Consider the following 22398-nt stretch of genomic DNA (forward strand, 5'->3'; position numbering starts at 1 on the left):
CGGAGCCCACCCAGCTAGGACGGGGCGGACCGCTACCCGCACGCTCGTGCCGAGGAGACAGAGATGTCGGCGAAACACCCCGCCCCCGAAGAGACCGGTGCGGAAACCCCGTACCTCGACTTCGCGGGAACGACGCCCTACGAGGACTACGTCCAGGCGGACGTCCTCACCCATTTGCAGCAGTTGCGCTCCGACGATCCCGGCGAGATGGTCTTCCTCGTCACCACCCAGGTCATGGAGTTGTGGTTCACCGTCCTGGTCCACGAGTGGGAGACGGCGTCCCTGGCCCTGCGCGAGGACCGGCTGCCGGTCGCGCGCGACGCCCTGAAGCGCTCGCTGCGCCAGCTGGAGGCCCTGAACGCGTCCTGGCGCCCGCTGGCCCAGCTCACCCCCGCCCAGTTCAACTCCTACCGGAGCTCGCTCGGCGAGGGCTCCGGCTTCCAGTCGGCGATGTACCGGCGGATGGAGTTCCTGCTCGGTGACAAGTCCGCCTCCATGCTCGTACCGCACCGGGGTTCCCCGCGCGTGTACGCCGAGCTGGAGAAGGCGCTGAGCCAGCCGAGTCTGTACGACGAGGCGCTGGCGCTGCTCGCGCGGCGCGGCCACCCCGTGCCGCGGTCGGTCCTCGACCGCGACTTGCGGCAGAAGTACGAGCCCTCCCCGGTGGTCGAGGCCGTCTGGGCGCGGATCTACGCCGAACCGGAGAAGTACGACGAGCTGGTGCGCCTCGGCGAGCTGCTCACGGACGTCGGCGAGCTGGTCTGGCGCTGGCGAAACGACCACCTGGTGGCGACCCGGCGGGCCATGGGCTCGAAGACCGGAACCGGCGGCTCCGCCGGAGTGGCGTGGCTGGAGAAGCGCGCGACGAAGACCGTGTTCCCCGAACTCTGGACGGCCCGCAGTCATGTCTGAGACCAACCGCCGTCTGCTGGCGGACCGTGCGGCCAAGCTGGACGCCGCCGACGAACTCGCCGGTCTGCGCGAGCTGTTCACCCTCGATGAGGGGGTCTACCTGGACGGCAACTCGCTCGGCGCGCTACCCGTCCACGTGCCCGACCGGCTGCACGACGTCCTCACCCGCGAGTGGGGGGAGCTGCGCATCCGGTCCTGGGACGAGAGCGGCTGGTGGACCGCGCCCGAGCGGGTCGGCGACCGCATCGCGCCGATCGTCGGCGCGGCGCCGGGCCGGATCGTGGTCGGCGACTCCACCAGCGTCAACATCTTCAAGGCGCTGGTCGCCGCGACCCGGCTCGCGCCGGGCGGGCGGGACGAGATAGTGGTCGACGCCTCGACGTTCCCCACCGACGGCTACATCGCGGGCTCGGCCGCCCGGATGACCGGTCACCGGATCGTCCCGGTCGACCCGGCCGACGTGCCCGGAGCCGTCAACTCCCGCACGGCCGCAGTGCTGTTGAACCATGTCGACTACCGGACCGGACGGCTGCACGACCTGCCCACGCTCACCGCCGCAGTGCAGCGCGCGGGAGCCGTCGTGGTCTGGGACCTCTGCCACAGCGCCGGTGCGCTGCCGGTCGGCCTGGACGAGCACGGCGTGGACCTGGCGGTCGGCTGCACGTACAAGTACCTGAACGGCGGCCCGGGTTCGCCCGCGTACCTCTACGTCGCCGAGCGCCACCAGGGGGTCTTCGACTCCCCGCTGCCGGGGTGGAACTCGCACGCCGACCCGTTCGGGATGACCTCTGGTTACGAGCCCGCCGAGGGCTCCCTCCGGGGCCGGGTCGGCACGCCCGACATCCTCTCGATGCTGGCGCTGGAGTCCGCGCTCGACGTCTGGGACGGGGTGCCGATCGAGGCCGTACGCACCAAGTCGCTCGCCCTGACGGACTTCTTCCTGGAGTGCGTCGAGGCGTACGCCCCCGAGGGCCGGGTCGTCTCCGTCACCCCGGCCGCGCACGGCGAGCGCGGCAGCCAGGTCGCGTTGCGGTGCGCCGAGGCCGAGCCGGTGATGCGCGAACTGATCGCCCGGGGCGTCGTCGGCGACCTGCGCCGCCCCGACGTGCTCCGGTTCGGCTTCACCCCGCTCTACGTCGGCTTCGCCGATGCGGAGCGGGCCGCCCGGGTGCTCGCCGGGGTGCTGGCGGACGTGCCGGCGGGGTCGGCCGCGTAGGGTCCTGCCGACCGAGCGGTCGCGGACGGGGCCCGGACGAACCGGCTCCGTCCGGCGACCGCTCCGGGTACTGGTACGGTCCCCGCAGGTCGGACAAGTGGGGCAGCCCCGAGGATGGTTGGAGCAACAATGTCGGATTCCGCCGCGCGCTATCGGGACGCCGTCGAGGAGAAGTCGGCGTTCGCCAATCAGGAGATCGCCCCCGACCGGACCGTCGCCTACGGGGACCACCCCGACCAGGTCATCGACCTCTGGGTACCGGTGAACGGGATGACCGGGAGGCCGCTCGTCGTCCTGCTCCACGGGGGCGCCTGGCGTGCTCCGTACGACCGCCGCCATGTCTCCCCGCTCGCCGGGTTCCTCAGCTGTCGCGGCTTCGCCGTCGCCAGCGTCGAGTACCGGCGGGGCGGGTCCCCGACCTCGGCGGGAGAGGGGAACCCGGCGGGGGAGGGAAACACGGCCGGTCGCTGGCCCGAGACCTTCGACGACGTGGCTGCCGCGATGGATGCCCTCCCGGCTCTCGCCGCGCGGGAGTTGCCCGAGGCGGACCTGCGGCGGACCGTGGTGGCCGGCCACTCGGCGGGCGGTCACCTCGCGCTCTGGGCGGCGGCCCGGCATGTGCTGCCCGCGGGGTCGCCGTGGCGGCTGCCCGAACCTCCGCCGCTGCGCGGTGCGGTGGCGCTGGCACCCGTGGCCGACCTGATGACGGCGGCAAAGCTCGGCATCTGCTCGGGGGCGGTCCACGAACTCCTGGGCGGTGAGGAGGGGTTCGCCGAACGGCGCCCGCACGTCGACCCCGCCGTGCTGCTGCCCACCGGGATCGCGACCCATATCGTGCAGGGCTGCGACGACATCGTCGTGCCGCAGGCGGTGGCTGAGGCGTTCGTCGCCGCGGCGGCGACGGCGGGGGAGGTGGTGGGCCTGACCCTGCTGGACGAGATCGGCCACTTCCCGCTCATCGACCCCTCGACCGACGCCTGCGCTGTGGTGGCGGAGGAGTTGGAACAGCTCGCCTGGTGACGTCCGCGCCCCGCGGTGCCGGGCGGGTGTCCTGCGGTGTCCGGGGTGTGCGCGGTGTCCGGGGTGCGCGCGGTTTTCGGCGGATCAGCGCTCCGGGCGCAGATGGGTCCGCCGGCCGTCGCGGTCGAAGATGGCGAGGATCTCCGCCGGGCCGCCGCGTGCGCCGAAGGTGTGCGGGACCATCGTGGAGAACTCCGCGGCCTCGCCGGTCTCGACCGTGATGGACCGCTCCCCGAGCAGCAGCACCACCGTGCCGGACAGCACGGTGAACCAGTCCTTGCCGCCCGGGTGGACCTTCAGCTCGTCCCGGCCGTGCCGGGGCTCGGGCGCGGTGATGCCCATCCTGACCACGGTGACGCCCGGCTGCCCGCCCTCCCGGTTCAGCAGCCAGGTGGTCGTCCCGCACTCCGCGTCGTGCTGCGGGCGGATCACCACGTCCTCGTCGGAGACCGACTCCACCAGCGCGTCCAGGGTCGATCCGAGGGCGCGGGCGATCGAACCGAGCTGATCGAGGCTGATCCGCCGGTGACCGGTCTCGATACGGCTCAGGGTGGACGGGCTGAGGAAGCAGCGCGCGGCCAGATCGTCGAGCGACCAGCCCTGGGCGGTGCGGAGGCCACGTATCCGCTTGCGGACCAGGGAGTCGAGGTCACCGTCTTGCGTCATACGCAAGATGCTATGCCCTGGACGCAAGGCGTGCGTAGGCTCGAAGCATGGACGCAGACAACGGGCACCAGCACGGGCACCAGCACGAGCACGGTCAGCAGCGCGAGCACGGCCGTCAGCACGGCCACGGGACCGGCCACGGCCACGGGACCGGCCACGGCCACGGGGACGGACACGGCTCGCAGGACGCCGACTTCTCGGTCCTGACCGAGATGCTGGATCTCGACGCGGAGGTGCTCCACGATCACCTGGAGGAGCTGACCGGCTGGATCGAGGAGCTCTCCGGCAGGACGGCAACCGCGGCGGATTCGGAGACCACGGCGGCCACGGCGGCCCCGACTGGAACGGTGGGAGCGCCGGCCGGCCGGGGGCCGCGCGTGCTCGACCTGGGGAGCGGCACCGGTGCGGGCACCTTCGCCCTGCTCCAGCGGTTCCCCGATGCCGAGGTCACCGCCGTGGACGCGTCGCCGGCGATGGCCGCCCGCCTGGGGGAGAAGGCCGGCGCGCTCGGTGTCGCCGGCCGCGTCCGTACCGTGGTCGCCGACCTCGACACCGAGGGCCTCCCCGCCGGGCCCTTCGACCTGGTGTGGGCCTCCGCCTCGCTCCACCACATGGCCGACCCCGGCAGCGTCCTGGCCCAGGTCCGCGAGGTGCTGCGCCCCGGTGGGCTCATGGTCGCCGTCGAGCTCGAAGGCTTCCCGCGCTTCCTCCCCGACGACCTCGGCATCGGACACCCCGGGCTGGAGGAGCGGTGCCACGCCGCCCAGGCCGAGGGGCGGGCGGCAGCCGGGATGCACATGGCCGAAGACTGGGGCGCCCGCCTGCGCGAGGCCGGGCTCCACGTGGTGGCCGAGCGGGTCGTCGCCATCGACCTGGCCGCCCCGCTCCCCGCCGCCACCGGGCGCTACGTCCTGGCCGCCCTCACCCGCGTCCGGTCGGCCCTGGAGGGCGTGCTCGACGCCGGGGACCTCGCCACCCTGGACGCCCTCACCGACGTGGACGGCCCGGAGAGTGTGCTCCGCCGCGACGACCTCACCGTGCGTACCCAGCGCAGCGTCTGGGTGGCGACCCGGGCGTGAGACCCACTCCGGGAGCCACGTAGTCCTTGAGGCGGAGACCGCCGTATCCGCTTCCGTGGGGACGACCGGGCCCGGTGCCTCGCCCTACGGTGAGCACGTGACCGAGACCCAGGCCCAGACGAAGACGAGAACACCGGAGTTCCAGGTGGTGGCAGGCGCGCTGGGCAGCCTGCGGCAGGACCTCCTCCAGGACGTGTTCGCCTACCGCCCGCTGCCCCCGCTGAGCGGCGACGGGCCGCTGCTGCGCAAACTCCCGGCGCACGTGCGGGAGAAGCTGGTGTGGACCCCGCACGCGCTGGTGCTGGGGGCGGCGTTGATCTGCGTGCTCCTCGGGATGGCCCGGGCGAGCGAGGAGTCGATCCTCGGCGTGGTGCCGGCGATACCCGTCGCGCTGACACTGGTCCGGCCGGTGGCCGCCTTCTGGGGCTCCATGGCCGGCACCGTGGTGGTCGCCGCGGCCGGTGGCGTCTGGCCGTGGGGAGCGAGCAGCCTCTGGGGGCACCTGGTGGTGCTGGTGGTCCTCGCGGCCCGGACCCGCCCGCGTCTCGCCGCCTGGGCGTGGGCGCTCACCCTGTTGCTGGGTCTGCTGCTGGAGGGCGCGTCGCCGAACCTGGCCAGCTCCACCGCCGGCCCGATGTTCGTCGTGTCGGCGCTCGCCCTGCTCGTGGTGACCCTCTTCCAGATCCGGCGCGAGGCCAGACGCGAGGTGAGCGAGGCCGAGCGGGAGGTGACGGTCCAGCGCACCGTCACCGCCGTGGAGCGCGACCGGCGCACGCTGCTGGAGGAACGCACGACCATCGCGCGGGAGTTGCACGACGTGGTCGCCCATCACATGTCGGTGGTGGCCATCCAGGCGGAGGCGGCGCCCTACCGGGTGGAGAACCCGCCGCCCGAGCTGGCGCAGGCGTTCGTCACCATCCGCGAGAACGCGGTGGCCGCCCTCACCGAACTGCGCCGCGTGCTCGGCGTCGTACGGGCGGAGGACCAGGACGCCCCGGACGCCCCGCAGCCCACGCTGGCCCGGCTCGACCGGCTGCTGGACAACGTCCGCGAGGCGGGCCTGGAGACGGAGAAGACGGTCACCGGGGCGGTGCGCGAACTTCCCCGGGGCGTCGAGCTGTCGGCGTACCGGATCGTCCAGGAGGCGCTGAGCAACACCCTGCGCCACGCACCGGGGGCCACCGCCTCGGTCGAGATCGGCTACGTGCTCGGCGGGCTCGGGGTACGGGTGGTCAACGGACCGCCGACCGGACCGGTCGAGGCGTCCCCCGGCGCGGGCCACGGCATCACCGGCATGCGTGAGCGGATCACCATGCTGTCGGGCGAGATGACCGCCGGAGCGACCGAGGAGGGCGGTTACGAGGTCGCCGTCTTCATCCCCGTGCCCCGCGCGCCGGAGTCCGCCGAGCCCGCCGAGCCCGCCGAAAAGGCCGGTTCCGGCGATGTCGCGGAGAAGGCCGGTTCCGCCGGCGGCGCGGGGAAGGCCGCCGCGTGAGCGACGACATCCGGGTCCTGATCGTCGACGACCAGATGATGGTCCGCGAGGGCTTCTCCGTGCTGCTCAACGCCATGGCCGGGATCGAGGTCGTCGGCGAGGCGGTCGACGGGCGGCAGGCGGTCGACCGGGTCGCCGAACTCCGCCCGGACGTGGTGCTGATGGACATCCGGATGCCGGAGATGAACGGGATCGAGGCCACCCGTGAGATCGTCGCCGCCGACGCGGAGGCCAAGGTGCTGGTGCTGACCACGTTCGACCTGGACGAGTACGTCTACCAGGCCCTGCGCGCCGGAGCCTCGGGTTTCCTGCTCAAGGACGCCTCCGCCCGCCAGCTGGCCGAGGGCGTACGGGTGGTGGCCTCCGGCGAGGCGCTCCTCGCGCCCACCGTGACGCGTCGGCTGATCACCGAGTTCTCCAAGCTCGCCCATGCGCCGAAACCCCCTGCACTGGCCCGGATCGGGGACCTCACCGAACGCGAGACGGAGGTGCTGGTACTGGTCGCGCAAGGGCTCTCCAACGCGGAGATCGCCGCGCACCTGCTGGTCGCCGAATCCACCGTCAAGACCCACGTGAGCCGGGTCCTGGTGAAGCTCGGGCTGCGCGACCGCACCCAGGCAGCGGTCTTCGCGTACGAGGCACGGCTGGTCACGCCGGGGTAGAGAACCGGTCGGGGCGCCGGAGGCGACCGGTAGCGTCGGGTCATGCACGTGTCCTTCGACCCCTGGTCGCCCGCGTTCGTCGCCGATCCCTACCCCGCCTACACCGCGCTGCGTGCCGCAGGCAGGGTCCACTTCTTCGAGCCGACCCGGCAGTGGCTCGTACCGCACCACGCCGACGTGTCGGCGCTCCTCCGCGACCGGCGGCTCGGCCGGACGTATCTGCACCGCTTCACCCACGACGAGTTCGGCCTCGCCGCGCCGCCCGCCGCGCACGAGCCGTTCACCACCCTCAACGGCCAGGGGCTGCTCGACCTGGAGGCGCCCGACCACACCCGCATCCGGCGCCTCGTTTCCAAGGCGTTCACGCCCCGCACGGTGGAGCGGCTCGCGCCGACCGTGCGGCGCCTGGCGGCCGAACTGGTCGACGCGTTCGTGGCCGAGGGTGGCGGCGACCTGCTCGCGGCGGTCGCCGAACCCCTGCCGGTCGCCGTGATCGCCGAAATGCTGGGCATCCCGGAGTCCGACCGGCCGCTGCTCCGCCCCTGGTCCGCCGCGATCTGCGGGATGTTCGAGCTGAACCCGCCGGAGGAGACCGCGCGGGCAGCCGTGACGGCGTCCACCGAATTCTCCGCGTACCTGCGCGAACTCATCGCCGCACGGCGGGAAAAGCCGGGCGAGGACCTGATCTCGGGACTCATCGCCGCCCACGACGAGGACGAGCGGCTCACCGAGCAGGAGATGATCTCCACCTGCGTGCTGCTGCTCAACGCGGGCCACGAGGCGACCGTCAACACCACCGTGAACGGCTGGCGCACCCTCTTCCACCACCCCGGGCAGCTCGCCGCACTCCGCGCCGACCACGGTCTGCTCTCCACAGCTGTGGAGGAACTCCTGCGGTACGACACCCCGTTGCAGATGTTCGAGCGCTGGGTGCTGGACGACATCGAGATCGGCGGCACGGTCGTCCCGCGCGGCTCCGAGGTGGCGCTCCTCTTCGGCTCCGCCAACCGCGACCCGGAGCGCTTCGCGGACCCGGACACCCTCGATCTGTCCCGCCCGGACAACCCGCACATCACCTTCGGCGCGGGCATCCACTACTGCCTCGGCGCCCCGCTGGCCCGCCTCGAACTCACAGCTTCGTTCGGCGAGTTGTTGCACAAGGCGCCGGAGATGCGGCTGGTCGAGGAGCCCGAGTGGCACCCGGGGTACGTCATCCGGGGGCTGAAGGAACTCCGCGTGGAGGTGTGACGCGGGTGTGACCCGCGCCGCCCGTTCCGGGCCGGCCGGGTCAGCGGGCCGGGTCGGCGGCGATACTGACCGCGAACCGACCGCGAACCGCCCGCGAACCACCCGCGACCGGCCACGGTCGCCCACGACCGACCGGGAACCCACCGCCCGCCCGGAGCCTTGGAGGCACCGCATGAAGGTACGGCCACTCCGTCGGCGCACCGCTCTCCTGGTCGGCGCCGTCCTCGTCGGCGTACTCATCCTGGCCGGGGGCGCGGAGGCCGCGGCCCGGCACGTGGTGGGCGAGCGGATCGAGAAGCTCGCCGGTGACCGGCTGGGTTCCCGGGTGACGGCCGACTACGAGGGATGGGCCCTCGTGGGTCTCGCCCGGGGTGAGCTGGGCACCGTCACCCTGCACGCGGACGATGCCGCGCTCGCCGGGTTCGACGGGGTCGCGGTCGACGCGGAGCTCCGGGGACTCACCGTCCCGGACGGGGACGGCCGGGCCTCCGTCTCCGGCAGCAGTGCCCGCGTCGAGATAGCGGCCGACGCCCTGCGCGACCGGGTCGCGACGGCCGGCGGTGCGTTCGCCGGGATGGTCGGCGGCGTGGAACCGCGGCCCGCCGACGGGACCCTGCGGATCGTGCTGGGTCCGGGCGGCCTCGGCCAAGCCGATCTACGGCCCGAGCTGCACGACGGCACCGTCCGCTTCACACTGGCCGGCGCGAAGATGCTCGGCATCGACGCCCCGAAGGCCCTGACCGACCGCATCGAGTCCGCCCTCACCCAGCTGTCGGCCGCCGGCACGGGCGGTACGGGTGGCACCGGCGGTACGGGTGGTGGCTCCGCCGGTCCGGAAGGCGCGGCGGACGCGCTGGGCCTGCGTCCCACCGCTGTCAGGGTCACCGAGGACGGGCTGCGGGTGGACCTGAGGGGCGGACCGGCCCGGCTGGAGAGGGACGGCGGGCCTCCGAGCGGGGGGCGGTGAGTGAGCGGGGGGTTGGCCGGGCTCAGGCCGCGGCCTCGGCCGCCGGGACCATCAGCCCCCAGGCGTTCGCCCACACCGTCCAGGTCCGCCGCCGGACCGGGCCGTGGAGCTGTATGTCGGCGCGGTAGCGGAAGTCGGGGCCGGAGATCGTCACCGCCTTGGCCTCCGCGCTCACGGTCTCCCCGCTCGACGTGCGGACGACGACCTCGGCGAGGCCACCGCCACTCCGCGAGGTCACGGTGACGCCCTCCACCGCCCGGTCCAGGTCGTTGAGGAGGACACCGTCGGCCTCCACCCGGAGGCGGTAGCCGGTGGCCCCGGTGGGGACCGACGCCGGGAGGGGACGGACCAGGGTGCGGACCAGCGAGAGGCAGGTGTCCCATACGGCCGTGACGCCCGCGTGGGCCGGTGACCCCGGGCCGTCCGTGCCCTGCTGACCGGGCGCGGGCGGGGGCGCCGGGACGTCCACTCCGCCCAGGACCACGCCGTCGCTGTCGTCGACGAGCAGATCGAGACGGTGCACCGACCCGTCCAGCGCCGTCCGCGCCGCCGCGACCGCGCCGCGCGGCACGCCGAGGGCGTGAGCGAGCCGGAGGGCGGGCGGGGCGCCGACGGGGACGAGCGCGAGGGCACTGTCGGTCAGCTCCCGGTCGCGGTGCAGCTGGGCCACCGCGCGGAGCAGCGCGTGGTCGTCGCCGATGACCACCGGCCGTCTGTTGCCCCGCCGCGACAGGGCGCGGGCGAACTCCTCGGGGGTGTCCGGAAGGGAGATCTTGGCGTGCGCGCCGGCGTTCAGCACGTCCTTCGCGATACGGACGGACTCGCCGTCGGTCCGGCGGGCAACCGGGTCGATGACCACCAGCAGCTGGTGGCCGTCGTCGCCGGGGGGCTCTGCAGCCGACACCTCGGTCCTTCCTCGGGTAGCATCTTGGTGCAAGAGCCCCTTGCGCTATTGCGCCAGGGGCTTCGTCTATTCCGGGGCACCCGGTTCGACGGCTCAGGCTTTGTCGTACATCGTCGTACGCCAAGTACGACCTTTACGTACGCCCCTGACCTTGGACATGCCCCGCCCGGAAGGGGTGTACGCCTGTGCCCGCACTTGTGCTGCTCGGTGCTCAGTGGGGTGACGAGGGCAAGGGGAAGGCCACCGATCTCCTCGGTGGATCCGTCGACTATGTGGTGCGATACCAGGGCGGCAACAACGCCGGCCACACGGTTGTCGTAGGCGACCAGAAGTACGCACTGCATCTCCTCCCCTCCGGAATCCTGTCACCGGGATGTACCCCGGTGATCGGTAACGGTGTCGTGATCGACCCGGCCGTACTGCTCTCCGAGCTGAGCGGACTGAACGAGCGAGGCGTCGACACGTCCAAGCTTCTGATCAGCGGCAACGCTCATTTGATCACCCCGTACAACGTCACGCTCGACAAGGTGTCCGAACGCTTCCTCGGTAAGCGGAAGATCGGCACGACGGGCCGCGGTATCGGCCCGACGTATGCCGACAAGATCAACCGTGTCGGTATCCGCGTCCAGGACCTCTACGACGAGTCGATCCTCGTCCAGAAGGTCGAGGCGGCCCTGGAGCAGAAGAACCAGCTTCTGGCCAAGGTCTTCAACCGCCGCGCGATCGAGGCCGAGGGCATCGTCGAGGAGATGCTCCAGTACGCGGAGCAGATCAAGCCGTTCGTCGCCGACACGACGCTGATCCTGAACAACGCCATCGACGACGGCAAGGTGGTCCTCTTCGAGGGCGGCCAGGGCACCCTGCTCGACGTCGACCACGGCACGTACCCCTTCGTCACCTCGTCGAACCCGACCGCGGGCGGCGCCTGCACCGGCGCCGGCGTGGGCCCGACGAAGATCAGCCGTGTCATCGGTATCCTCAAGGCGTACACCACGCGCGTCGGCTCCGGCCCGTTCCCGACGGAGCTGCTGGACGCGGACGGCGAGGCGCTGCGCCGCATCGGTGGCGAGCGCGGTGTCACCACCGGCCGTGACCGTCGCTGCGGCTGGTTCGACGCCCCGATCGCGCGGTACGCGACCCGGGTCAACGGCCTGACGGACTTCTTCCTCACCAAGCTCGACGTGCTCACCGGCTGGGAGCAGATCCCGGTCTGCGTGGCGTACGAGATCGACGGCAAGCGCGTCGAGGAGCTGCCGTACAACCAGACGGACTTCCACCACGCGAAGCCGATCTACGAGAACCTGCCGGGCTGGTCCGAGGACATCACCAAGGCGAAGACCTTCTCCGACCTGCCGAAGAACGCGCAGGCCTACGTGAAGGCGCTGGAGGAGATGTCGGGCGCTCCGATCTCCGCGATCGGCGTCGGCCCCGGCCGTACCGAGACGATCGAGATCAACTCGTTCCTGTAGGACGTGCGGGGGTTTCCCCGGGAGCACCGTACGACGACGGCCGCGGGCCGGGACACCTTCCGTGTCCCGGCCCGCGGCCGTTCCGCTCCCACGGCCCGGTGGGTGCTCGGCGGGGGCTGGTCAGGGGCTGGTCGGGGGGGCTCGCCGCACAGCGGGTACGCCTGTGGTGCGGAGCAGGGCAGGTGGCCGTGCTCGCGCAGGGCCTGCTGGTCGTGGCTGCTCACGTAGTCGAGGAAGCGGGCCGCCAGCGAGTCGGGGGCGGACTTCCGGTACGTGTAGGCGTACTCGACCACCCAGTACGGGTAGCCGTTCGTGGTGATCTTCTCCGGGGACGGCTCCTTGGCGTCGATGGTGATGCGGTGCAGGCCCTTCGGCGTGGGTGCCCCGGTGCGCAGTTCGCTGTAGCCGATCGCTCCCGGGACCGTTCCGACCGTACGCAGCACCTCGTCGGTGCTGCCCAGCTCGCACCGGGTGACGAGCGCCTTCGGGTCGTCGGAGGTGCGGCAGTCGCGGGAGGACGTGGGGATGGGCTCGTTGCCGTCCAGCACCCGGTGCTGGAGGGCCACCCGGGTGCCCGAGTTCGCGTCCCTGCTGACGAGCCGGATCTCCAGGTCGGGGTTGCCGGGGAAGTGGTTCCAGTTCCGGATCTCGCCCCGGTAGATCCCCCGTACGTCGTCGAGCGACAGATCCCGCACGCGCACCTCGTCATTGACGACGAGGGAGAACAGCACCACGGCGACCCTGCTGTTCTCGCTCAGCTGCGGATAGCCGCCCGGCTTCGGGTCGTCGGAGAAGACGACCGTGGCGGGGGAGGCGCCGCGTTCGGCGAGCAACCGTATCCCGGCGTCACTGCCGTGCATGTCCACGTTGATCGACGAACCCTCGCACGCCTGTGTGTAGAGCTTCGCCATCTCGGTCACGGTCGGCTCGAAAGCGGTGGATCCCGCCACCCGCAGGGAGCCCCTGGCGCATTCGACCGGCGGCGGAGTGCGGTCGAGCGCCAGGATGATCGAGGAGAGCGTGACGACCCCCACGGTCAGAGCCACGGTGATGAGCCGGGCCGCCCGGCTGAAGACGGGGGGCTTCTCGTCGGGGCGGGCCGCACTGTTGACCCGTACGTCCCCGTCCCGGATGCCGCCGACGACCCTGATCGGGCTGCCCACCTCGCCGCCGGTGAGCAGCACCAGGAGCTTGAAGTGCTGGTGGCGGTTGAGGGGCACGCGCGGCAGCCGGATGAGACCGCCCTCCTGCCGCATCCCGGCGGCCGGGGTGAAGTGCTCCATCAGATGGCCGGACTCGCCGGGCTGGGTGACGGCAGTCCCGCGCACCGTCCGGTCGGTGAACTCCACGGTCAGACCGTGCCGGTCGATGCCGGTGTAGTCGTCGCGGGATATGGACTGCGAGCCGTCGTTCTCGATGCGCAGCAGCACGAGGGTGGCGTCCGACATGTCGGGGGTCTCGTCGAACAACCCCAGCCGGACGTTGACGCCGCTGCCGATCGGGGTGTCCATCTGGACGCGGTACCCGATGCGCCGCTGGGCCGGGACGCGGCGCTCGTACCAGAGCACCCCCACGGAGACGAGGACGCCGACGGCGGCCGTCACGACGGCCACGACGTTCTCGGCGGTGAACCAACTCACGGCTGCCTCGCACTCCTCGTGCGTACCGGACCGGGCGCGCCCCGCGCGCCCCTGGGCGGCCACCGTACGAGCGGAAGGGCGGTGATGGAGCCGGCGAGGGAGTGTTGTCGGCCGGTATTCGCCCCGTGTTCAGCTTGGCGCTGCCAGGGAAGGGGAGCGACCGGTTCCACGTGGCCCTGGGCTGCGAGCCGTGGGCGGGGGCGGTTGATTCTTTTGCCGGGACACCCGTCGTTCCGCTGACGGGAATTGAGCAACGCCAGGATGTTTAAGCCCTGTTGGGGGCCGGTTTCGGCCATGCATCGGCCGGGACGGTCCGTGCGGGGGGTGCCGACGCGGGGTGAACCAAGCTTGGTCCAGACCTTGACAGGTCCAGACCATTCTCGCTTGAGTGTCCGCACCCCCACAAGACGGCGCGCCTCCGGACCGGCCAGAAGTCCGGACGCAGCGTCGCACCGAAGGAGTGATCACGTGTTCCGACGCGTCATGGGCCTTCTCGCCGCAGCAGCGGCCGTAGCGGCAACAGTCGTCATCCTTCCCGCCGGTTCGGCCTCCGCGGCGACCTGTGCCCCCGCCTGGAACTCCTCGTCCGTCTACTGGGGCGGCGACTCCGCCTCTCGCAACGGACACAACTGGACCGCCAAGTGGTGGACGCAGAACGAGGTTCCCGGCACCACCGGCGTCTGGTCCGACACGGGCACCTGTGGCACCGGCGGCACCACCGACCCCGGCACGCCGCCGAGCACCTCCGGCTTCGTCGTCAGCGAGTCGCAGTTCAACCAGATGTTCCCGAGCCGGAACTCCTTCTACACGTACTCCGGGCTGACCGCCGCGCTGAGCGCCTACCCGGGCTTCGCCACCACCGGCAGCGACACGGTCAAGCGCCAGGAGGCAGCAGCCTTCCTCGCCAACGTCAGCCACGAGACGGGCGGGCTGGTGTACGTGGTCGAGCAGAACACGGCCAACTACCCGCACTACTGCGACACCTCGCAGTCCTACGGCTGCCCGGCGGGCCAGTCCGCGTACTACGGTCGCGGGCCGATCCAGCTGAGCTGGAACTTCAACTACAAGGCCGCCGGTGACGCCCTCGGCATCAACCTGCTGGCCAACCCCAACCTGGTCCAGACGGACGCGGCCGTGGCCTGGAAGACCGCCCTCTGGTACTGGAACACCCAGAGCGGCCCCGGCACGATGACCCCGCACAACGCCATGGTCAACAGCGCCGGGTTCGGCCAGACCATCCGCTCGATCAACGGCTCCATCGAGTGCAACGGCGGAAATCCCGCCCAGGTCCAGAGCCGCATCAACTCGTACCAGTCGTTCACCTCGATCCTGGGCGTCACCCCCGGCTCGAACCTGAGCTGCTGATCGCCTCTCCCTCTCCCGTCTCCTGCTGATCCGCGGGGGGTGCGCCCGGCCGCCGGCCGTGCCGCACCCCCCGCTTCGGATTTCCGGAGGAGGCCGGGGAGAACGGAGCCCCGAGCTATGAGTCCGCGTGCAGGAGGCTGCCCGGCCTCTCCAGGGCCGGCGGATGCTGCCGCAGAGGGCGCGGGAGTCAGGGCCGGCGTGCCCCGAACTGCCACAGCACGTGGACGACACGGAGCACCGCGAGCACTCCTCCGACCGAGGCCCCCGTGATGAGCAGGGCCTTGTCGACGGCCGGGGAGAGGTCCCAGACGAGTGCGGGTCCGGCGATCGCGGCGAGCACGACGCCTCCGAGGAAGCACGCGCTGAGCAGCGCGTAACCGATCTCCACGGTGATCTCGTCCCGGTCCTGCTGAGTGCGTCGCCCCGTTGTCATGACCAAAGAGTGGCAGCGGGTGCGCCCGGGGTCCAGGGGCGAGTGCACCGGCACCGGCACCGGGTCCAAGGCCAGGGCCGGGACCAGGGTCGGGGCCACGAACGGGACCGAGACGGGGGCGGGACCGGGGCGAGGGAGCGGTTCGGCGGGGGACAGGCTTCCGGCAGGGCGTGATCGGATACCCCGTACATTCGCCGAGAAACAGTTGAGTTTGCGTGTGTGGGACGGAGTTACAGGGGCAACAGAAGCCCTGGAGGTTGATAATCATGGTTCCCCTGCTTCTCGTTCTTCTTCTGGCCGTCATTCTTTTCGGTGCGGGATTCGCACTCAAGGCGCTGTGGATCGTCGCGGCGATCGTCCTGGTTCTCTGGCTGATCGGTTTCGTGGCCCGTCCGAAGGGTGGCAGTCACCGCTGGTACCGGTGGTAGTTCGTACGCACCATCGGTACGACGTGTTCGCTGAAAGAAGAGGGTCCGCTCCCGATGGGCGGGCCCTCTTCCGCGTTTTCCGGGGCTTGTGCGCCCCGTGCGTCCTGTGCGCTTTCGGCGCCTTGGGCGGCGCGGGGGACGGACATGAATTCCTGTGGTGGAAATCGGTGTGAAGAGGCGTCGGATGCCGCCTCTCGGAAGGAAGGGAGGAAGTGGGGTGCATGAGCAGGATGATGCCGGGCAGGCGAAGTTCAGGACGGGAGCCGCTCGTACGGCAGAAGGTCCCGTCCCCTTGAGCACGTCACCACCTTCCGGCAACGAGAGAGGAAGCCGTAGAGATGAGCGAGAACATCTGGGGCTACCAGCCCACGGCCGGCCACACCGGCGGCGTCGACCTGATCGGCTACAAGGTCGAGGCGACCGACGGCAGCATCGGTAAGGTCGACAAGCACTCCGACGAGGTCGGCTCCTCCTACCTGGTGGTCGACACCGGGGTCTGGATCTTCGGCCGGCACGTCCTGCTTCCGGCAGGCACCGTCCGCCGGGTCGATCCGGAGGAGAAGAAGGTCTACGTAGACCTCGACAAGGAGCAGATCAAGAGCGCTCCGGAGTTCGACAAGGACTCCCACCTGGGGAACACCGAGTTCTTCGAGACCACGGGTGAGCACTACGGGCGGCACCGTCGCATCTGACGCCGGCGTGCGTCAGAACGCGAACGGGCCCCGGCGTCCCGTGGCTCCGTCCCTCCCGAGGACTGCGGTCCCGAGGGGGAGCCACGGACGCGCGACCGCCGCACGCGGTCACCGGAACCCAGCGGGCCGGGCCAGGCAGAGCCTCTCTGCCAGGGTCGGCCCGCTTTCGTGTGCCCGCACGGGCCGGGATACGGCGCGCCCGTCCCCGGTCGTACTCCGTACCGGAGGAATGGGCGCAGCCGGGGTCATTTCCCGGCCGGGGCCATTGCCTCGGCCGGGGGGACGACCAGCCCACGCTCGAAAGGGAACAGGGTGACGGAAGAACAGCGCACGGACCGCAAGAACACATTCGTGGTCGGCCTCGACGAGGCGAACCTCCCCTCCCTCCGGGCCGTCCCGGATTCGGACCCTCACCGCTTCACCAGTTGTTGACGATCGAGGAACTCCAAGGCGGTGACATCTCCGTTCCGGATCTGCTGGAACGGGCACGGGCCGTGCCCGACGCCTTCGACGGGGAGATCGACGCCATCGTCGGCTACGGGGACTTCTCCGTCAGTACTCTCGTCCCCGTCCTCGGTTCGGAATACGGCACTCTCACGACCGGTCTCGAATCCATGGTGAAGTGCGAGCACACGTACTGGAGCCGATGGGAGCGGGAGAAGGTCGTCGACGAGCATCCCCGCTTCGGGCGAGTGGAACTCGAAAGCGACGATCCGCAGCCGCCGCCCGGGGTGAATGACCCGATGTGGCTGAAGCCGGCCCTTTCCCCTTCCTCGGAACGTGCCTACGGCGTTTCGGACATGGATGAGTTCCGGGCAGCGGTCGCGTCGGTCCGGGAGGGCATCAGCAGGGTGGGCAGGCCCTTCGACCACGTGCTGGGGCTCATCGAACTGCCCCCGGAGATGCAGGGCGTAGGAGGGCAGGTCTGTCTCGCCGAGGAGGCGATGACCGGACTCCGGGTCGCCGTGGAGGGAGTGGAGGGATACGTCCACGACGGCGAGGTCACCGTCCACGGTGTGCTCGATTCCATCAACCACCCCGATTCGTCCTCCTTCCTGCGGCACCAGTACCCCAGCACCCTGCCGGACTCCGTACGGGTGTACGGGCACGGCACCGACCGGGGCGGTTCGACCGGCACGCCGACGCAGAGGCCCCGCCGGTCGAGCGCACCCGCCAGGAACGGGGGGACAGCCCTTACGCTCACCGGCATGACTGCTGAAGCCCTTCGTGGCCCCCGAGTTCCGTTCGTCGACCAGGCTGCCGGTGCGGCGGTGAAGGCCGCCGACCGCGCGCACGTCTTCCACTCCTGGTCCGCCCAGGGCCTGCTCGATCCGCTCGCAGTGGCGGGGGCGGAGGGGTCCTACTTCTGGGACTACGACGGGAACCGCTACCTCGACTTCACGAGTGGGCTCGTCTTCACCAACATCGGCTATCAGCACCCGGCCGTGGTGGCCGCGATCCAGGAGCAGGCGGGCCGACTCGCCACGTTCGCGCCCGCGTTCGCGATCGAGGCCCGGTCCGAGGCGGCGCGGCTGATCGCGGGGCACACCCCGGGTGACCTGGACAAGATCTTCTTCACCAACGGTGGAGCCGAGGCGGTCGAGAACGCCGTACGGATGGCGCGGGTGCACACCGGCCGCACGAAGGTGCTCTCCGCGTACCGCTCGTACCACGGGTCCACTTCGACGGCGATCAACCTCACGGGTGACCCTCGCCGTTGGGCCTCCGACAACGGTTCGGCGGGCGTGGTGCGGTTCTGGGCGCCGTTCCTCTACCGCTCGCCGTTCTACGCGACGACCGAGGCGGAGGAGTGCGCCCGTGCCCTCCAGCACCTGGAGGACACGCTCGCCTTCGAGGGGCCCGGCACGATCGCGGCGATCGTGCTGGAGACCATCCCCGGAACGGCGGGCATCATGACCCCGCCGCCCGGTTACCTCCCGGGCGTGCGCGAGATCTGCGACCGGTACGGCATCGTCTTCGTGCTGGACGAGGTGATGGCCGGCTTCGGGCGTACCGGGGAGTGGTTCGCGGCCGACCACTACGGGGTGGTGCCCGACCTGATGACCTTCGCCAAGGGCGTCAACTCCGGTTATGTGCCGCTGGGCGGGGTGGCCATCAACGCCGAGATCGCGGCCACCTTCGAGACCCGCCCCTACCCCGGCGGGCTCACCTACTCCGGCCACCCGCTGGCTTGCGCCGCCGCCGTCGCGACGATCGGGGTGATGGAGGAGGAGAAGGTGGTGGAGCGTGCCGCCCGCCTCGGCGAGAAGGTGCTCGGACCGGGGCTGCGCGAGCTGGCCGAGCGTCACCCCTCGGTCGGGGAGGTACGGGGCGTCGGCGCGTTCTGGGCGCTGGAGCTGGTGCGGAACCGGGAGACGCGCGAGCCGCTCGTCCCGTACAACGCGACGGGCGAGGCCGCGGCGCCGATGGCCGCTTTCGGGGCGGCGGCGAAGAAGCGGGGGCTGTGGCCCTTCATCAACATGAACCGCACCCACGTCGTGCCGCCGTGCAACGTCAGCGACGACGAGGCGCTGGAGGGTCTCGCGGCGCTGGACGAAGCGCTGACGGTCGCGGACGGCTTCACCGTCTGAACAGGGCGTCCGGGAGGGCGGCAGGATACGGAGCTCAGGATACGGAGCTCCGCATCGGCCGCACATCCCGGACGAATCCATCGTGCGGGAGAAATGCCCGATATTGGGGCCAGGTGCAGGAGAATTTCCCGTCAAAAGTGGAGTCCTCCCGCACCTGTCCCCGTATCGCCCACTCCGTCCACTCTGCCCGGATCCGGGCAGGGTGAGCCTGCCTTATGGTGTCCCGAACAGAAAAATGGGGAGGGAACGGGATGAGCCCGAGCGGAGGTGTGACCCGCAACACGTTGCGCCGCCAGATCTCCGGTGCGCTCCGTGACGAAGTGCTCGCGGGGCGTCTGCCGTCGGGCAAGGAGTTCACCGTCAAGCAGATCGCCGAGCAGTACGGGGTCTCCGCGACGCCCGTCCGCGAGGCGCTCTTCGACCTCGCCTCGCAGGGCCTCCTCGTCTCCGACGAACACCGCGGGTTCCAGGTGCGCGCGTTCACCGCCGGGGACTACCGAGCCATCGTGCAGGCCCGTTCCGTCATCGTGGAGGGCGTCTTCAGCGGCTGCCATCCGGTCACGGTCCGGGGCGAGGCGATGACCTCCGTCCGGCGCCGCGCCTCCGAGGCCGCACGCGCGGCGAGGGGCGGCGACCTCGACGTACTGATCGGTTACGACCTGCGGTTCTGGCGGGAGTTGAGCGCGTTCGTCGGCAACCCGAACATCAGCGACTTCCTCGCGACCCTCCGCGTCCAGGGCTGGGTCTTCCTGGTGCACCGGCTGCGTACGAGCGCGGAGCGGGACCGCCTGCTCTGGCTCGACCACGAGGCGCTCGCCGAAGCCGTGACCGCCGACGACCGGGCGGCGGTGCTGGAGATGCTCCGCGCGTACTACGCCCGGGAGCTGGAGTGGGCGGACCGCCTGCTGATCACGGAACCCGGTGCCACGGAGACCGGCGTGACGGAGACCGGCGTGACGGAACCCGGCGTGACGGAACCCGGTGCGGCGGGGCCGTGCGGTGCGGTGCCCAGTACGACGGGGCCCGGTACGACGGGGTCGTGTGCGGCGGGGCCGTGTGCGAGGGAGCCGGGCGCGGGGGACGGTCGCTGAGCAACCCGGCGCCGGCCGCTGTCCCTGGGGCGGTGGCGACGCGGGCGACCCCCTGCGGCCCCTGAGGCTTCCGCCCCCGCCGTGTCCGGATTCGTCCCGATCCCGTGACTGCCGGGACCCTGTGCGCGGCCCACCCGCCGCATTACGCTGTCCCGACGAGCGCCCAACCCGTGTGAGAGCGAGACTTCGTGGCCTGTGACCTGTGGCTGGTCCCCCTCGTCGATGTGCTGTGCCACAGCCCCGACAACCCCTTCGCCGAAGAGATCGCCGTCTACGACAACGCGCTGGGGGAGGCGGGTCTCCCGCCCGTCCCCGTGTACGCGTACATGCCGGGGCTCACCGGGGACGTGGCCCCGGTCGCGGGCTTCGACTACGAGGCGCTGCACTACCTGCGCCGGGCCTATCTGCTCCAGTTGAGCGGGCTGGCGGTCACTCCCGTCGACGGGCTCGGCGGGGACTACGAACACCTCCTGGAGATGTTCGAGCAGAGCGCCCAGCAGTCGCACCTGGTCTGGCACTTCGACCACGCGGGGGCCTACGTCCCGGTGGACTTCCCGGTTCCCCTCTCCAACGACGCGCTGCTGGAGGGCGGCGGTCCGCTCGGGTCCTCGCACGGCCTGCTGCGCGAACTGGAGTTCGTCGCCCCGTCCCTCGGCATCGACCCCGGGAACCCGCCGGCGCCCCCCGCGCCGCCCACCCGGCCCACCGAGCTGGAGGAGCCGGCCGATCCGATCGCGTACGACGAGAGTCCGTTCGCCCGGGAGCGGCATGTCTGGCTGGGCCTGCACGCGGCGGCGACCCGCAGTCTCGCGCAGGGCTCGATGATCATCTTCAGCTGACGGCTTCCGCGCGCCGCCGGAGCCCTCCCGCCGCCGGAGCTTTCCCGGCGCCGGAGCCTCCCCGACGACGTGGCGGCTCACCGGGGCGCCCCTCGCCGGGGCGCCTCACCGGGGCGGCTCCGGCGGCCGTTGCCGGGGCATGTTCGGCCGGGTCACCGAGGGGATCGAGAAGCGGCCCGGCGGCCCGGTCTGCTCGCCCCGGCCGATGCCGGTGCCCGTCGCCAGGGACTGCATCCCCATGGGGGCGGGGCCGGCGCGGAACTCCACCATCCAGTCCGCCGTCTCGGACCGTACGAGCTCCGTGACGTCCTCGGAGAACCGGCGCAGCACCCCCAGGCAGCGCTCTGCCGCCTCGCTCGCGGTGCCCTCGGTCGGGCCCAGTACCTCGCGTACGGACTCCGAGGCCCAGTCGAACTGGAGCACCTGGAGCCTGCGCTGTACGGCTTGCGCGGTGGCCAGATCTCTTATCCAGCCGGAGGTCAGGCCGAAGTACCGGTCGCAGGCCATGCAGGCCGCGCCGAGCAGCAGCGAGAAGTAGCCGTACCCGGCCGAGCCGTTCAGCGCGCCCGTCAGGTCGAGCAGCGGCAGCGTCGCGCCCGCGACCACTCCGACCGAGGTGCCGACGCGCAGCCCGCGCGCCCCGCGCCGCTTCCAGGTGCGGTCCTTCAGATACCAGGCCGCCGTCTCCAGTGCGCCCGTCTCGACCCACCGGTACAGCTCGTCCAGGCGTTCGGCAGGTTCCCCCCAGTCGCCGAGCGGAAAGGGACGGGCGGTGAGATCGCGCCCCGGTCCCGCCGGGCCGCCCGGTTCCGGGGCGGAATGCGTGACTCCGGTGCCGTCACCGGGCGTCCCCGCAGTGGATTCCTTGCGGGGCGGCCCCTCGGGCGGCATCTCCGGCTGGCTCACCGGGGCACTCCTCTGCACTCTGCGTGGAACTACGGAGGGTCCTGTCCCGGGTATCTCCACCGACTTCCACCGACGCCGCCGACTGGCTCGCTGCGCCGGCTCCGGCGACAGGCCGCGCTGACTGCGTTACCGGCGGTGCGATCGTGCGTGGCGGTACGCATGCCCTTCCTACCGCCGAATGGTGGGCCCTGGGAGCGAAAACGCTGTTTTACAGCGTGCTGACGGCCTCTGGTCAGGTATAGGGCGTTTTCCTGGCGCCGCGAATCTCACTCGAAAGAGTTGCGTCCCACGGGTGAAGCGGGGCACTCGACGAGCACGTACGCTCGTTTTAGCCAGACATCCGCCCTCGAAAAGTCCAGGAGTGACCATGATTCCCGGTGGTGGTCAGCCCAATATGCAGCAGCTGCTGCAGCAGGCCCAGAAGATGCAGCAGGATCTCGCGGTGGCTCAGGAAGAGCTGGCGCGGACCGAGGTGGAAGGACAGGCGGGGGGTGGTCTGGTGAAGGCCACCGTGAACGGCTCCGGTGAGCTGCGCGCCCTCGTGATCGACCCCAAGGCGGTGGACCCCGAGGACACCGAGACCCTGGCCGATCTCGTCGTCGCGGCGGTCCAGGCGGCCAACGAGAACGCCACCGCGCTCCAGCAGCAGAAGCTCGGCCCGCTGGCGCAGGGCCTGGGCGGCATGCCCGACCTCTCGTTCTGAGCCGACTCGCGAGCCAGCCGACCTGGCTCCCGACCGAGACGAGCCGGGTCACGGCCGGGACGAGCCGGTCCC

General features: G+C 71.3%; 20 protein-coding genes and 2 pseudogenes. 17 read left to right on the top strand and 5 right to left on the bottom strand.

Going from position 1 to position 22398, the window contains the following annotated elements; translation table 11 throughout:
- The first annotated feature begins 63 nt into the window (after positions 1 to 63).
- From ACFYPN_RS17795 to ACFYPN_RS17805, 3 genes are all read left to right on the top strand, one after another.
- Positions 64 to 912, top strand: coding sequence for a tryptophan 2,3-dioxygenase family protein (locus ACFYPN_RS17795; protein WP_358765558.1), 849 nt, complete (start codon positions 64 to 66; stop codon positions 910 to 912).
- Positions 905 to 2128, top strand: coding sequence for a kynureninase (kynU, locus tag ACFYPN_RS17800; protein ID WP_389299182.1), 1224 nt, complete (start codon positions 905 to 907; stop codon positions 2126 to 2128). Before ACFYPN_RS17795 ends, kynU begins: the two co-directional genes overlap by 8 nt.
- Positions 2129 to 2257: 129 nt before the next feature.
- Positions 2258 to 3148: an alpha/beta hydrolase gene (locus tag ACFYPN_RS17805; RefSeq protein ID WP_389299185.1), complete on the top strand. Its 891-nt coding sequence runs from the start codon at positions 2258 to 2260 to the stop codon at positions 3146 to 3148.
- A gap of 84 nt (positions 3149 to 3232) precedes the next feature.
- Here ACFYPN_RS17805 and ACFYPN_RS17810 read toward each other — a convergent pair whose 3' ends face one another.
- Positions 3233 to 3814: an XRE family transcriptional regulator gene (locus tag ACFYPN_RS17810; RefSeq protein WP_389299189.1), complete on the bottom strand. Its 582-nt coding sequence runs from the start codon at positions 3812 to 3814 to the stop codon at positions 3233 to 3235.
- A gap of 47 nt (positions 3815 to 3861) precedes the next feature.
- Between ACFYPN_RS17810 and ACFYPN_RS17815 the strand changes: the two genes are divergently transcribed.
- The 5 genes from ACFYPN_RS17815 to ACFYPN_RS17835 all read left to right on the top strand — a co-directional run bounded on the left by ACFYPN_RS17815 (position 3862) and on the right by ACFYPN_RS17835 (position 9265).
- Positions 3862 to 4893: a class I SAM-dependent methyltransferase gene (locus tag ACFYPN_RS17815; RefSeq protein ID WP_389299191.1), complete on the top strand. Its 1032-nt coding sequence runs from the start codon at positions 3862 to 3864 to the stop codon at positions 4891 to 4893.
- 97 nt (positions 4894 to 4990) lie between these two features.
- Positions 4991 to 6388 carry a sensor histidine kinase gene (locus ACFYPN_RS17820; RefSeq protein WP_389299194.1) on the top strand — a complete coding sequence of 466 codons (1398 nt, stop codon included), beginning with the start codon at positions 4991 to 4993 and terminating at the stop codon, positions 6386 to 6388.
- Entirely contained in the window at positions 6385 to 7050 is a 666-nt protein-coding gene (locus ACFYPN_RS17825; protein ID WP_389299197.1) for a response regulator, read from the top strand. The genes ACFYPN_RS17820 and ACFYPN_RS17825 overlap by 4 nt, the downstream gene beginning before the upstream one ends.
- Before the next feature lie 42 nt (positions 7051 to 7092).
- Positions 7093 to 8298: a cytochrome P450 gene (locus ACFYPN_RS17830; RefSeq protein ID WP_389299200.1), complete on the top strand. Its 1206-nt coding sequence runs from the start codon at positions 7093 to 7095 to the stop codon at positions 8296 to 8298.
- A 172-nt stretch (positions 8299 to 8470) separates the two neighbouring features.
- Entirely contained in the window at positions 8471 to 9265 is a 795-nt protein-coding gene (locus ACFYPN_RS17835; protein ID WP_358765573.1) for an LmeA family phospholipid-binding protein, read from the top strand.
- A 22-nt stretch (positions 9266 to 9287) separates the two neighbouring features.
- On the opposite strand, the gene ACFYPN_RS17840 is transcribed toward ACFYPN_RS17835, so the two are convergent.
- Entirely contained in the window at positions 9288 to 10169 is an 882-nt protein-coding gene (locus tag ACFYPN_RS17840; RefSeq protein WP_358765575.1) for a diacylglycerol kinase, read from the bottom strand.
- Between the two features lie 185 nt (positions 10170 to 10354).
- Here ACFYPN_RS17840 and ACFYPN_RS17845 point away from each other — a divergent pair, with 185 nt between their 5' ends.
- Complete coding sequence (locus ACFYPN_RS17845; protein WP_358765577.1) at positions 10355 to 11638, top strand: adenylosuccinate synthase; 1284 nt, start codon at positions 10355 to 10357, stop codon at positions 11636 to 11638.
- Positions 11639 to 11778: 140 nt separating this feature from the next.
- Here the strand turns inward: ACFYPN_RS17845 and ACFYPN_RS17850 are convergent.
- A pseudogene (locus tag ACFYPN_RS17850) lies at positions 11779 to 13278 on the bottom strand (PstS family phosphate ABC transporter substrate-binding protein); the annotation flags it as partial.
- Between the two features lie 468 nt (positions 13279 to 13746).
- Between ACFYPN_RS17850 and ACFYPN_RS17855 the strand changes: the two are divergent.
- Entirely contained in the window at positions 13747 to 14643 is an 897-nt protein-coding gene (locus ACFYPN_RS17855; protein ID WP_358764692.1) for a glycoside hydrolase family 19 protein, read from the top strand.
- A gap of 187 nt (positions 14644 to 14830) precedes the next feature.
- Here ACFYPN_RS17855 and ACFYPN_RS17860 read toward each other — a convergent pair whose 3' ends face one another.
- Positions 14831 to 15076, bottom strand: coding sequence for a DUF6332 family protein (locus ACFYPN_RS17860; protein ID WP_358764690.1), 246 nt, complete (start codon positions 15074 to 15076; stop codon positions 14831 to 14833).
- A 266-nt stretch (positions 15077 to 15342) separates the two neighbouring features.
- Here ACFYPN_RS17860 and ACFYPN_RS17865 point away from each other — a divergent pair, with 266 nt between their 5' ends.
- The 6 genes and pseudogenes from ACFYPN_RS17865 to ACFYPN_RS17890 all read left to right on the top strand — a co-directional run bounded on the left by ACFYPN_RS17865 (position 15343) and on the right by ACFYPN_RS17890 (position 20717).
- Positions 15343 to 15504 (top strand): hydrophobic protein, encoded by a 162-nt coding sequence (locus tag ACFYPN_RS17865; protein ID WP_266707077.1) that lies wholly within the window; start codon positions 15343 to 15345, stop codon positions 15502 to 15504.
- A 338-nt stretch (positions 15505 to 15842) separates the two neighbouring features.
- Positions 15843 to 16196: a PRC-barrel domain-containing protein gene (locus ACFYPN_RS17870; RefSeq protein WP_358764688.1), complete on the top strand. Its 354-nt coding sequence runs from the start codon at positions 15843 to 15845 to the stop codon at positions 16194 to 16196.
- A gap of 312 nt (positions 16197 to 16508) precedes the next feature.
- Positions 16509 to 17290: pseudogene (locus tag ACFYPN_RS17875) on the top strand (biotin carboxylase); the annotation flags it as partial.
- A 114-nt stretch (positions 17291 to 17404) separates the two neighbouring features.
- A complete protein-coding gene (locus ACFYPN_RS17880) occupies positions 17405 to 18787 on the top strand; it encodes an aspartate aminotransferase family protein (protein WP_389299432.1) in 1383 nt (460 codons plus the stop codon).
- A gap of 251 nt (positions 18788 to 19038) precedes the next feature.
- Positions 19039 to 19878 carry a GntR family transcriptional regulator gene (locus ACFYPN_RS17885; protein ID WP_389299206.1) on the top strand — a complete coding sequence of 280 codons (840 nt, stop codon included), beginning with the start codon at positions 19039 to 19041 and terminating at the stop codon, positions 19876 to 19878.
- A gap of 188 nt (positions 19879 to 20066) precedes the next feature.
- Entirely contained in the window at positions 20067 to 20717 is a 651-nt protein-coding gene (locus ACFYPN_RS17890) for a hypothetical protein (RefSeq protein WP_389299208.1), read from the top strand.
- Between the two features lie 105 nt (positions 20718 to 20822).
- Here the strand turns inward: ACFYPN_RS17890 and ACFYPN_RS17895 are convergent, their stop codons facing one another.
- Positions 20823 to 21623 (bottom strand): SLATT domain-containing protein, encoded by an 801-nt coding sequence (locus ACFYPN_RS17895; protein ID WP_389299211.1) that lies wholly within the window; start codon positions 21621 to 21623, stop codon positions 20823 to 20825.
- A gap of 367 nt (positions 21624 to 21990) precedes the next feature.
- Between ACFYPN_RS17895 and ACFYPN_RS17900 the strand changes: the two genes are divergently transcribed.
- The gene (locus ACFYPN_RS17900) at positions 21991 to 22326 is read left to right on the top strand and encodes a YbaB/EbfC family nucleoid-associated protein (protein WP_358764699.1); all 336 of its coding nucleotides are present in this window, start codon (positions 21991 to 21993) and stop codon (positions 22324 to 22326) included.
- Positions 22327 to 22398: the final 72 nt, after the last annotated feature.

This window comes from Streptomyces sp. NPDC005576 (assembly GCF_042871745.1).
GTDB lineage: Bacteria > Actinomycetota > Actinomycetes > Streptomycetales > Streptomycetaceae > Streptomyces.

Excerpts from the sequence above, each read along its gene's own strand:
- ACFYPN_RS17795 (WP_358765558.1), top strand. The coding sequence starts at position 64 with ATGTCGGCGAAACACCCCGCCCCCGAAGAGACCGGTGCGGAAACCCCG.
- kynU (WP_389299182.1), top strand. The coding sequence starts at position 905 with ATGTCTGAGACCAACCGCCGTCTGCTGGCGGACCGTGCGGCCAAGCTG.
- ACFYPN_RS17805 (WP_389299185.1), top strand. The coding sequence starts at position 2,258 with ATGTCGGATTCCGCCGCGCGCTATCGGGACGCCGTCGAGGAGAAGTCG.
- ACFYPN_RS17810 (WP_389299189.1), bottom strand. The coding sequence starts at position 3,814 with ATGACGCAAGACGGTGACCTCGACTCCCTGGTCCGCAAGCGGATACGT.
- ACFYPN_RS17815 (WP_389299191.1), top strand. The coding sequence starts at position 3,862 with ATGGACGCAGACAACGGGCACCAGCACGGGCACCAGCACGAGCACGGT.
- ACFYPN_RS17830 (WP_389299200.1), top strand. The coding sequence starts at position 7,093 with ATGCACGTGTCCTTCGACCCCTGGTCGCCCGCGTTCGTCGCCGATCCC.
- ACFYPN_RS17835 (WP_358765573.1), top strand. The coding sequence starts at position 8,471 with ATGAAGGTACGGCCACTCCGTCGGCGCACCGCTCTCCTGGTCGGCGCC.
- ACFYPN_RS17860 (WP_358764690.1), bottom strand. The coding sequence starts at position 15,076 with ATGACAACGGGGCGACGCACTCAGCAGGACCGGGACGAGATCACCGTG.
- ACFYPN_RS17865 (WP_266707077.1), top strand. The coding sequence starts at position 15,343 with ATGGTTCCCCTGCTTCTCGTTCTTCTTCTGGCCGTCATTCTTTTCGGT.
- ACFYPN_RS17870 (WP_358764688.1), top strand. The coding sequence starts at position 15,843 with ATGAGCGAGAACATCTGGGGCTACCAGCCCACGGCCGGCCACACCGGC.
- ACFYPN_RS17880 (WP_389299432.1), top strand. The coding sequence starts at position 17,405 with ATGACTGCTGAAGCCCTTCGTGGCCCCCGAGTTCCGTTCGTCGACCAG.
- ACFYPN_RS17885 (WP_389299206.1), top strand. The coding sequence starts at position 19,039 with ATGAGCCCGAGCGGAGGTGTGACCCGCAACACGTTGCGCCGCCAGATC.
- ACFYPN_RS17900 (WP_358764699.1), top strand. The coding sequence starts at position 21,991 with ATGATTCCCGGTGGTGGTCAGCCCAATATGCAGCAGCTGCTGCAGCAG.